Source organism: Paraburkholderia sp. UCT31, assembly GCF_014397655.1.
Taxonomy (GTDB): Bacteria; Pseudomonadota; Gammaproteobacteria; order Burkholderiales; family Burkholderiaceae; genus Paraburkholderia; species Paraburkholderia tuberum.
The window spans coordinates 1-9,845 of sequence record NZ_VZQP01000115.1; the positions used below are offsets into that span (position 1 = coordinate 1).

The following is a 9,845-nucleotide window of genomic DNA, read 5'->3' on the forward strand; positions in this document are numbered from 1 at the left end:
CCCGCGGATATCAGCATGATCCACCGTCGAGATGTACTGCTACGTCGCCCTCAGGAAATTCCAACAATATGAATTCGAGAAACTGAAAAACCGATCCCGATTGACACCGGGAGTCATATCAGCGGGCAATGTCGAAGTCGAAAATGCGCAAATAATCATGCGACTTGACCGACATGCAAGTGCGCCCGGATTGCTGCCGACCGAATGGCAACACGCCCCACAGTCCGTTCCGTATTGCAGATTGGCTAAAGGGTGCAGAAATTGCACCCGTCGCAAAGGGTGCAAACGGCGGCATAAAGGGCCCGACTGACGACAGAAAAGAGTGCAACAGCTATTGCGCCCGCAAATAACCATCAACAATCGTTAAAGAATCGTAAGCGTGCCATCGAGAGGTTGGCGGATCGTGGTGCAATCATGCTTCCACCGTTGGGGGAAACGTCTTTCCTCGGGGCCGATGGTCGTCGGCAGACGGTTGCCGACGACCGCATCGGCAAGCGTGACAGCTACGTGATCGGCGCGCAACTCTCGCCGGAATTCACCGCGCGTCTGGTTGATCGCCGGCAGGAACTTGAGACGTAGGTCGCCAAGCCCGCGCTCGACTTGAACGACCGGATGGCGTTGCGTGCGGCGCTATTTCGGGGTTGCCCTAAAAAGGCGGCAAGCTCAATCGTCCGGCTGGCGCCGAACCGACAACCACGTCCCCGCCGGACAACGGAGCCAATAGCCGCTCCACACGCGGCCGCGCCACCGCCAACGCAGTCCCGATCCCGCCCACCAGCCCCACCCCGTACAAGGCTAGGAAGCCCGTATAGGACATCGCCGGGGCGATAAGGCGCGCCACGCCTACAAAAGACGCATAGAGCCACGACACCGAACTGATGGCCCCCAACAAGACGCATATCGTCGCCGCCCGACGTGGGCGACGCTGCGGTGTGGTCAGCATCGGAAACGCGACTCGATGCAGCAGCAAGCCGTTCGCCGTCAGCAGGCATACCACTGTCAGCTTTGCAGCCAGCTTCGGCTTGGAGACCAGCACAGCCACATGTAAGCCGGTGCCAAGCAGGATCATAGCGACGCCCGTTATCCAGAGCAGGCCGAGCAACCCTGCAATGGTACGTCCGGTGGTTTCCAGTCTGACGGCATCAATGCGCCGAGCTGTGAGCAGCGCCACGTCTTCCCGCAACACGCGCACGATGGCGAAGGCGAAGGCGAGGGTGTGGCTATACAACAAGAGCTGGCGAGCGATGATGGTAAGCATGTTCATGACGGGCCTCACTTCCTTTTGAGGGTTTCGCCGACCGACTCCTGGCAGGCGGTGGGTGATCGTCTTTGGGGGTCGCGGCCTTCCAATTTCCGACCAGAGCCCACTGTGCCGACGGTTGCATTTAACGGCTTGCCGACTCGACCGTTCAAGGCGTCAATCCGGCTGGTGAGCGTGGCGGCTACTGCTCGACAAAGCTTCGCGAATCTGGCCAGCTCGATTTCTCATATGCGGCTGTCGATTCATTGTCCGTGCGAGCCGTTGGACTGCCATGGCGCAGTGCCAGGCCGTACAGTTCGTCAAGCTGCTTGTCTGTCGGTATTCGAGCGCGATTGAGCCATACGTACGGGTGAGGGCGTCGAACGCTCTGGCTTACGCGTCGGCAATCGTGGCGAACAGCGCCTCGTCCTTCGACATGAAAGCCACGGCCTTGACTGCGACCCGTTGGGCGCGTCGGGTAGCCATCGGGTCAGTTCTTGAACCAAAGGCGCGGCCAAGGAACTTCAGCAGCCGGTCGCACGCGCCATTCCTTTCCGTTGCCGCGGCCTTCAACGCGTCCTGCATATCTGCTTCGGCCTGGCCCGTGGCGCGCTGCGCGGCCATTGAAGCCTGACTCCCCGTATGGTCTTCCGGCAGTTCCGGGCGCTTCGTTGCGGACACAACCGACTTCAACAGTTTTGCGAACTTGCTCATGGTAGGTCTCTCGTAGGGTCTTGTCGTTTTTTGATAGTGCAAGGAAGATGATAGATGGGCCATATGTTTTTATTATGCACCTTGGAAAAAAGCCTGTTTTGTTGTGTTGGAAAACGAACATAACGAGGGCAAGTACAAAAAGGTTCTAGAGCTGCATGAAGAGGATGTCCCCGCTATGTTTTTATTCAACAGCAGCGTATCTGTCCGCCCAAACCGGCTCCATGTACACGCCCACGCCGACGTCAGCGGCCTGTAGCACGCGCTTGGCGGCCCGCCAGTACGGGCCGTTTCGCAGATATCACAGCACTGCTCACTGCGAGGCTGGGTTACGAATTCAGGGGATCAGGTCCGTCGCATGAAATTCACCCATGAGCGAGGCGGCGCGAGATTTCAGCCCGGCCATCGGGCGTCAGTTGCGGCCACGCGATTGAAGAAGGTCCGCGCATCACAGCAACTCCGTCCGTGAGCGCCTGCGCCGTTGCGCGCCATCTGTCGTCGCTCGTGCGATACAGCCAGCCTTCGCGAACGAGCAGTTCGAACAGGTCGCCGCGACGCAGATCGCCCCGTTTGGTGCGATTCCAAACCGTGGAATTGCTGCAATCAAAAAGCGCAGCAACGACTTCAACGGACACGCCAGCCGCGTTCGGCAGCGTGTCGAAGTCAGAGAGGGGGTTTTTTAGCTTTCTTCGTTTTCATTGTATCGACGTGGAAATCGTCCGGGATTGGACGGGTCGATACGAATTTATGCTCGGAGCCTAGATTGGAAAACCTGCGTACGACGGAGGGCTTTCGACGCGGAAGGGAATGCGCTTGGGTCGCGTGACCACTCAGCGATTACCAAACGTTCAATTTTTTTCATGGCGGCATGGCGTTTTTCAAGCAATAGTTGGGCGGTTTCAAGAGTGAAGCGCAACGGCGGGATTAATGTTTAGAGCTTTGAGGTTGACTTGCTGATGCGAGGGTCGCGGCGAAGACCTCGAATGGTGAATGGAAGTTGTGAGTTGCACGAGGCCGGCTGTTCAGGCTGTCGGCGATGGCGTCGAGTTCATCCTGACTGTAGACCGAAAGGTCGGTGCCTTTTGGCAGATACTGTCGCAGCAGCCCGTTGGTGTTTTCGCAGGTGCCGCGCTGCCAGGGACTGTGCGGGTCGCAAAAATACACGTTCACGCCGGTTGCGGCAGTGAGCTCTTTGTGGCGCGACATTTCTTTGCCCTGGTCATAAGTGAAGCTCTGCCGCAGTGGCGCGACAATCGAATTGAGTTTGGCGGAGAAGCCCGCCAGCGCCGAAGCTGCGGTGGCGTCTTCCATCTTTGCGAGCAGCACCAGGCGGCTGGTCCGTTCAACCAGAACGCCGACCGAGGACTGATTGCCCGCGCCCTTGTCGGGTAAGAACGTGCCGTTACCGGCACGTTCTCCCCTAAGAACCGGACGGGCGAGTCACCCCGCATCCGGCTCAAGCCATTCTTCAGCACCATGGGGTGGCACCGGACAGACCGACCGGATGTTTCGCGGCGCGACGACGGGCAAAGTAGGGCGTCCATGCCGGATCAAACGGATGGGCCGGTCCACGAACCTTAACGTGACGCGTAATCGCGACCGTCGTTGCGCGGAAGAGCCACAGGCTACCGATACTGCCGTCAGCCCGAACTGCCTCCGTCGCAAAGTCCCACGACCTTTGTCCGTCGGTCCGGAAGTATCGCCTCCTGACCCATCGTGCTCCTTTGGTGGGATGCCGGCGCAATGCCCACCTCCAGAGCAGTTGCCAGATGTGTGAGTCTATCAATGAGAAGATGGCCTTCGCCACGATGTGGCGGTGATACATGGCCCATCCCCGGATGACCGGGTTGAGTTGCTTTATCAGCGCGCGCTGCGTGGCGCTTGCGTTACCCTTGATGATTCCCCTAACCTTCTCAAGCAGCGAGCTGACACTTTTCCTCGCTGGCTTGATCAGCAGTTTGCCGCCGTACTTGCGTACGTTCTGGCCCAGGAAATCGAAACCCTCCGTTATGCGTGTAATCCGGGTTTTCTCCTCCGACAGTTCCAGACCACGAACCGCCATGAAGCGACGGATCGCAGGAAGAACCACGGATTCCAGTACTTCTTTCGAAGCACCGGTCACCACGAAATCATCGGCATACCGGATAACGTTGAGTTTGGCCTTGCGACGTGCGAGTTTCGAGACACCGATGCTCGCGTGTACTGCCGCCTCAAGTCCATCCAGCGCCATATTCGCGATCACGGGCGAGGCAATACCCCCTTGGGGTGTGCCTGCCCGCGACTCGAACCGGGTTCCCTCATCAATATATCCGGCCTCAAGCCACCTGCACAGGATCGCCTTATCCATCGGTATGTGCTCCCGAAGCCAGAGGTGACTGAAGTTGTCGAAACAGCCTCGTATGTCACCTTCCAGAATCCACTCTGGCGATACACGCCTTGCCAGAGCGATGAAGCATTGTTCGATGGCGTCGGCAGTCGAGCGTTCGGGCCGAAAGCCGTAGGAATTCGGATCCGCCAGTGTCTCAGCCACGGGTTCCAGTGCGAGCTTCCATAAAGCCTGCATCGCCCGGCACCGCATACACGGAATTCCTAACGGACGCTTCTTTCCATTACTCTTGGGAATGTAGACCCGTCGCAGCGGCATCGCGCGATAGCCACGATGACGCAGCGACAGCATTCCGTTCCATCTGGCCGCCGGTGATGACCAGATCCTGCCGTCCACCCCCGGCGTTCTCTTGCCGCGATTTTCCATCACCCGCTTCACGGCCAGCATCTTGCCGTGATACGAGCGGGTCAGCAGACGTTGCAAGACCTTCACCTTGCCCCATCGGCCTTCCCGGACTGCCTTGGCGATACGCAACTGAAGTCGTTTCACCTCTGCCTCGATGTATGTCCAGTTCGCCTGGTCCCACATCTGGGCGGCGCGCGAGGACGCACCAGCGCCCGACACTTGCGTATCGTTCGCCGTCATCTGCTTTCCCTCGTACAACGATTCGTCAAGTTTTTCTCGCCATGAATGACCGCGCGGAAGTCAGCCCGCTTTCGCGTCGGACGATGTCTCAGTCCGTATCCCGTCCATTACAGACGGGCCTTCGCTTTTTCCGCATTCCTTTACCCGCAGCGCCAACAGCGTTCCTTGCGGTTCGCCTGCCGTTGCCGGCAGCACTATGGGCTTACCCTGTTCCGCATGAATCTCAGGATGGTGCGGACCCGTCCTATGCGCCGGCGGCGTTCTGTCCATGATGGCCCATTCATCAGAGGCCATTCCTTGCCGCATACCGTTTTGGTTCAAGCCTGTCAGCACGTTTGGCTTGTTAGGCGTAACGGCGCGTTTCGGACGTTCACATGTGTTGGTCGTACCCATCCATCCCTAGCGCCTCTCCGCCTTCGTGCTGGCAGATTCCACCTTGCCTCGCGGCTCGGCGTACCGGATATCCGGCGGCTACGTTGTCCCCGAGGCTTCACACAGCACTGTTACCGGTTCTGCATGCCCGGGTAGGGAACAGCTGATGGAACAGCCGGTTTCATCAGGTCATGCCTACCCCCGTGAAACAGAGAAACATGCGACTTGCAGGTCGCACGATGAAGTCGCCTTCCCAGTGTCCGGGCAGCAGTCGGTCCTCGATTTCGGGCGGCCGCACATGAATACTGACCATGTCGGGAATCTGTCCGCGTCGGTCTGTGCCGCGTGTACGCGGCATGCGTGTGCTGTGACCATGGCGCAGGCAGGCGATGAGTTGACGGCGCAGTTCGCCGCGCGGCTGGGCGTAGATGGCCGTGTAGATGGTTTCATGCGAAACCTGCTGGGTCGGGTCGGTCGGATACATACGTTTCAGTGTGCCCGATATCTGCTGGGGTGACCATTTCCACTCGAGCAGGGTGAGAACGATACGCCAGCAGACGCTTTGCAGGCAAAGCTTTGTGGGGCGGCGCCCCGCGCTGCGGCGTGAGGCGCTGAGCGCTTCAGCTGGTGCCGATGCGTAGCCTGCGGGAGAGCTGTTTCGCGTCAGTTCACGGCTAACGGTGGCCGGCGAGCGCCCGAGTATCCGGGCCATGGCCCGGATACTCGAACCCTGCAGATGCAGGCTTGCAATGGTCAGGCGCTCTTCAGGTTGAAGTTGCTGGTACTTTCTTTCGTGCATCGCAACACCTTATACGAAACGGTGTTGCACTTCAGATTTGAGGCCGCCGGTTTTCTATGTCCAAAACCAAGGTAGCCATCATCGGTTCCGGCAACATCGGCACTGACCTGATGATAAAAGTGCTTCGCTTGTCTGACGTTCTTGAAATGGGCGGCTTCGTTGGCATCGACCCCGAGTCCGACGGCCTGAAGCGTGCAGAACGTATGGGTGTGCCCATCACGGCAGAAGGCATCGACGGACTGACGCGTCTGCCCAATTTTGAAGAAATCAAAATTGTCTTTGATGCGACATCGGCGGGTGCTCACAAGAAGCACGACGCAGTACTGCAGTCGTTCGGGAAACGCGTCATCGACCTCACGCCGGCGGCGATTGGCCCATTTACGGTGCCGTGCGTGAATGGCGAACAGAATCTCGATGCTCCGAACGTCAATATGGTGACATGCGGCGGCCAGGCAACCATTCCGATTGTTGCTGCGGTTAGCGCGGTCTCGAGCGTCCCCTATGCAGAAATCGTTGCATCGATTTCGTCGCGTTCGGCCGGCCCCGGTACTCGCGCCAACATCGACGAGTTTACAGAGACGACGTCACAGGCAATCGAGAAGGTTGGTGGCGCAAAGCGCGGCAAGGCAATTATCGTCCTCAACCCGGCAGAGCCGCCGCTCATCATGCGCGACACAGTCTATTGCCTCTGCGAAAGCACGGACGAAGAAGCAGTCACTGCGTCGATTGAGGCAACCGTCGCCAAGGTCAAATCGTACGTTCCTGGTTACCGGATGAAGCAGAAGGTCCAGTTCCAGCATTACACCGCCGAGAGTCCGCTCTTCATCGCAGAGCTCGGCCGTTCCTTCACCGGGATGAAGGTCACGGTGTTCCTCGAAGTCGAGGGCGCCGCCCATTACCTGCCTGCTTACGCCGGCAATCTCGACATCATGACTTCGGCAGCATTGGCCACGGCCGAGAGCATTGTCCGTCGCCAGAAACACGAAAGCACTGCCGCGGAGGCCGTATGAGCAACGAAGCCAAATCCAAGCTTTACATCCAGGACGTAACGCTACGCGATGGCATGCACGCCGTACGCCATCAATACAGTCTTGACCATGTCCGTGCAATCGCCCGCGCGCTTGACGCGGCGAAGGTTGACGCCATTGAAGTCGCACACGGTGACGGTCTTTCCGGCTCGAGCTTCAATTACGGCTTCGGCGCCTGCACAGACTGGGCGTGGATTGAGGCAACTGCGGAAGTCATCACGCACGCCAAGCTGACCACGCTGCTCATTCCGGGCATCGGCACTACCCATGACCTTAAGCGCGCATACGAATCGGGTGTCCGTTCGGTCCGCGTGGCTACGCATTGCACCGAAGCAGACGTGTCGAAGCAGCACATCGAATACGCCCGAGAACTTGGCATGGATGTCTCCGGCTTTCTGATGATGTCGCACATGCTGGAACCGGCCAAGCTCGCGCAGCAGGCGAAGCTCATGGAATCGTACGGCGCGCATTGCGTGTACGTCACGGACTCCGGCGGAGCTATGACCATGGATGACACCGCGGCACGTTTTCGCGCGTACGACGAAGTGCTCAAACCTGAAACCGAACGTGGCATCCACGCACACCACAACCTCTCGCTCGGCGTGGCGAACTCGATTGTGGCCGTTCAGAACGGCGCAATTCGTGTCGATGCAAGCCTGGCCGGTATGGGAGCAGGCGCTGGTAATGCACCGCTCGAAGTTTTCATTGCTGCCGCCGATGTCTATGGCTGGGAACACGGCACGGACCTGTTTGCGCTGATGGACGCGGCCGAGGAACTGGTGCGCCCGCTTCAGGACCGTCCGGTTCGCGTGGACCGGGAGACGCTGAGCCTCGGATACGCCGGCGTCTACTCAAGTTTCCTGAGACACGCCGAGACAGCGGCAAAGCAGTATGGGCTCGACACGCGAACCATCCTCATCGAGTTGGGCAAGCGAAAAATGGTCGGTGGCCAGGAAGACATGATTGTCGACGTTGCGCTCGACCTGGTTGCACGGCAGAAGGAAGCAGTTTGAAGCAACGGCAATACGTCACCGGGCCCTTGATGGCCCGGTGACGAACAACAAAAAAATAATCTATCCATGTTTGGAGGAAGACATGCACGAATATCTCGCTTCGAATTCTGATTCCAGCCTGCTGAAAAAGCGGGCATACCAGAAAAATCTGGTGGCGCATCATCCCGTTGCTCTTCGTGTGTTACGGGATTGCATTCATCGACCGTATCAACCTTGGTTTTACCAAGCTGCAGATGAGCGATGCCTTGGGCATCAATCCCACGTGGTATGGCATCGCGGCGGGGGCATTCTTTATCACCTATTCGCTGTGCGAGATGCCGAGCAATATCCTTCTCGCCAGGTGGGGCGCCCGTCGCACCTTTGTCCGCATCATGTTTTTGTGGGGTCTGGCTACGGCCGCCACGGCGTTTGTTATGACTGTGGGACACCTCATCACGCTGCGCCTGCTCCTCGGCGCATTCGAGGCTGGCTTCCTGCCGGGCATCGTCCTGTACCTGACGTTCTGGTTTCCGGCCAGCATGCGCGCCCGCGTGACCGCTGTCATTTTTGTAGCCAACGCCGCTGCGGGCTCTATCGCCGCACCCCTGAGCGGGTGGATTCTGACGTCGCTGAACGGTGCCCTCGGCCTGGCAGGATGGAAATGGGTGTTCATCGTGCAAGGCTTGCCAGCATGCTTGCTCGGCATTGTCTGTTTCCTCACGTTGCGCGACAAGCCGGATAACGCTGAATGGCTGACCGCTGAAGAAAAGGCAGCGGTCAAGGCGGACCTCGCTTCTGAAGTTGTGGTGTCGCCCGACCACTCCTTCGGCGTCTTTCGCCAGGTTTTGGGTAACCCGGTGAACTACCTCGTCGCCTTCCTGTTCTTCACAGCAATCTGCAGCAACTATCTGCTGTTCTTTTGGCTGCCAACGATTGTCAAGGAAAGTGGTGTTGCATCGCTGGTGAACGTCGGATTGCTGACTGCCATTCCGCTCGCCATGGGATTCATTGGTGCAATCGTTCTTAGCTGGAGTTCGGACTGGTTGGAGGAACGTCGCTGGCACCTCGCGCTGTGTTTTTGCCTCATTGCACTTGGCCTGATTGCCAGCACTACGACCCATTCGCTGCCGTTGATGCTCATTTCGTTCGCGGTCGCGAGCTTCGCGACCGGCGCAAGTGGGCCGCTCATCTGGGCCATCCCGCCCGCGTATCTCGGCAAGAAGGCTGCGCCCATTGGCATCGCTTTCATTAGCACCCTCGGGAACATTGCCGGCTTTGCGAGCCCACCGCTCCTTGGTTACATCAAGACCACGACGGGCAGCCTGACCAATGGCGTGTTGTTGATTGCTGCTCTCTCTGCGGTTGGCGCAATTTGTATTGCCTTCGCGTTCCCGGAGCGCGTTGTGCGAGTAGCCCGAAAGGACGCCATTGAAGCGGCGTGAGTGAAACGGGTCGGCGACATTCGACTACGTCGGGCCGAACCAAATTGCACTGGAAACGGATGCGGTGTCCGAAATGGTCCCCACGTTTCGGCGCCCGACGAGCGGGTGCGCGGCCCGCGGTTAGTGCCCATGGATGCTGTTTTTTGCCTCTTTTGAAACCCGGGTGGGTGATTTGGCGGGTCAAGGGCGGGCGTGAGCCCGGCGCAGCGAACCCTTGAGGCGCCCTGAACCGGCAAGCTGGTGCATGGCTGGTTGCGGCAGAATGCGGCAACCAGCCATGCGAGACGAAG

7 protein-coding genes and 2 pseudogenes are annotated in these 9,845 nt (G+C 58.9%); 4 read left to right on the forward strand and 5 right to left on the reverse strand.

Features of this window, described 5'->3' with window-relative positions:
* Window positions 1-414 precede the first annotated feature (414 nt).
* Window positions 415-579 (forward strand): hypothetical protein, encoded by a 165-nt coding sequence (locus F6X40_RS40275; RefSeq protein ID WP_222944983.1) that lies wholly within the window; start codon window positions 415-417, stop codon window positions 577-579.
* 67 nt (window positions 580-646) lie between these two features.
* Here F6X40_RS40275 and F6X40_RS40280 read toward each other — a convergent pair whose 3' ends face one another.
* The 5 genes and pseudogenes from F6X40_RS40280 to F6X40_RS40300 all read right to left on the reverse strand — a co-directional run.
* Entirely contained in the window at window positions 647-1,264 is a 618-nt protein-coding gene (locus tag F6X40_RS40280) for a hypothetical protein (RefSeq protein WP_187631723.1), read from the reverse strand.
* 369 nt (window positions 1,265-1,633) lie between these two features.
* Complete coding sequence (locus tag F6X40_RS40285; RefSeq protein ID WP_187631724.1) at window positions 1,634-1,954, reverse strand: hypothetical protein; 321 nt, start codon at window positions 1,952-1,954, stop codon at window positions 1,634-1,636.
* 921 nt (window positions 1,955-2,875) lie between these two features.
* Window positions 2,876-3,334 (reverse strand): annotated as a pseudogene (locus F6X40_RS40290) (IS30 family transposase); the annotation flags it as partial.
* A gap of 85 nt (window positions 3,335-3,419) precedes the next feature.
* Window positions 3,420-4,922: a group II intron reverse transcriptase/maturase gene (gene ltrA, locus F6X40_RS40295; protein ID WP_187631725.1), complete on the reverse strand. Its 1,503-nt coding sequence runs from the start codon at window positions 4,920-4,922 to the stop codon at window positions 3,420-3,422.
* 610 nt (window positions 4,923-5,532) lie between these two features.
* Window positions 5,533-6,093: pseudogene (locus tag F6X40_RS40300) on the reverse strand (IS30 family transposase); the annotation flags it as partial.
* 56 nt (window positions 6,094-6,149) lie between these two features.
* On the opposite strand from F6X40_RS40300, the gene F6X40_RS40305 reads away from it, so the two are divergent.
* The 3 genes from F6X40_RS40305 to F6X40_RS40315 all read left to right on the forward strand — a co-directional run bounded on the left by F6X40_RS40305 (window position 6,150) and on the right by F6X40_RS40315 (window position 9,555).
* Window positions 6,150-7,103 carry an acetaldehyde dehydrogenase (acetylating) gene (locus F6X40_RS40305; protein ID WP_187631726.1) on the forward strand — a complete coding sequence of 318 codons (954 nt, stop codon included), beginning with the start codon at window positions 6,150-6,152 and terminating at the stop codon, window positions 7,101-7,103.
* Window positions 7,100-8,134 (forward strand): 4-hydroxy-2-oxovalerate aldolase, encoded by a 1,035-nt coding sequence (gene dmpG, locus F6X40_RS40310; protein ID WP_187631727.1) that lies wholly within the window; start codon window positions 7,100-7,102, stop codon window positions 8,132-8,134. Before F6X40_RS40305 ends, dmpG begins: the two co-directional genes overlap by 4 nt.
* A 176-nt stretch (window positions 8,135-8,310) precedes the next feature.
* Entirely contained in the window at window positions 8,311-9,555 is a 1,245-nt protein-coding gene (locus tag F6X40_RS40315; RefSeq protein ID WP_316251893.1) for an MFS transporter, read from the forward strand.
* The last annotated feature ends 290 nt before the right edge of the window (window positions 9,556-9,845 follow it).

Coding starts and splice junctions, on each gene's coding strand:
- dmpG (WP_187631727.1), top strand. CDS start 7,100: ATGAGCAACGAAGCCAAATCCAAGCTTTACATCCAGGACGTAACGCTA.
- F6X40_RS40305 (WP_187631726.1), top strand. CDS start 6,150: ATGTCCAAAACCAAGGTAGCCATCATCGGTTCCGGCAACATCGGCACT.
- F6X40_RS40280 (WP_187631723.1), bottom strand. CDS start 1,264: ATGAACATGCTTACCATCATCGCTCGCCAGCTCTTGTTGTATAGCCAC.
- ltrA (WP_187631725.1), bottom strand. CDS start 4,922: ATGACGGCGAACGATACGCAAGTGTCGGGCGCTGGTGCGTCCTCGCGC.
- F6X40_RS40275 (WP_222944983.1), top strand. CDS start 415: ATGCTTCCACCGTTGGGGGAAACGTCTTTCCTCGGGGCCGATGGTCGT.
- F6X40_RS40285 (WP_187631724.1), bottom strand. CDS start 1,954: ATGAGCAAGTTCGCAAAACTGTTGAAGTCGGTTGTGTCCGCAACGAAG.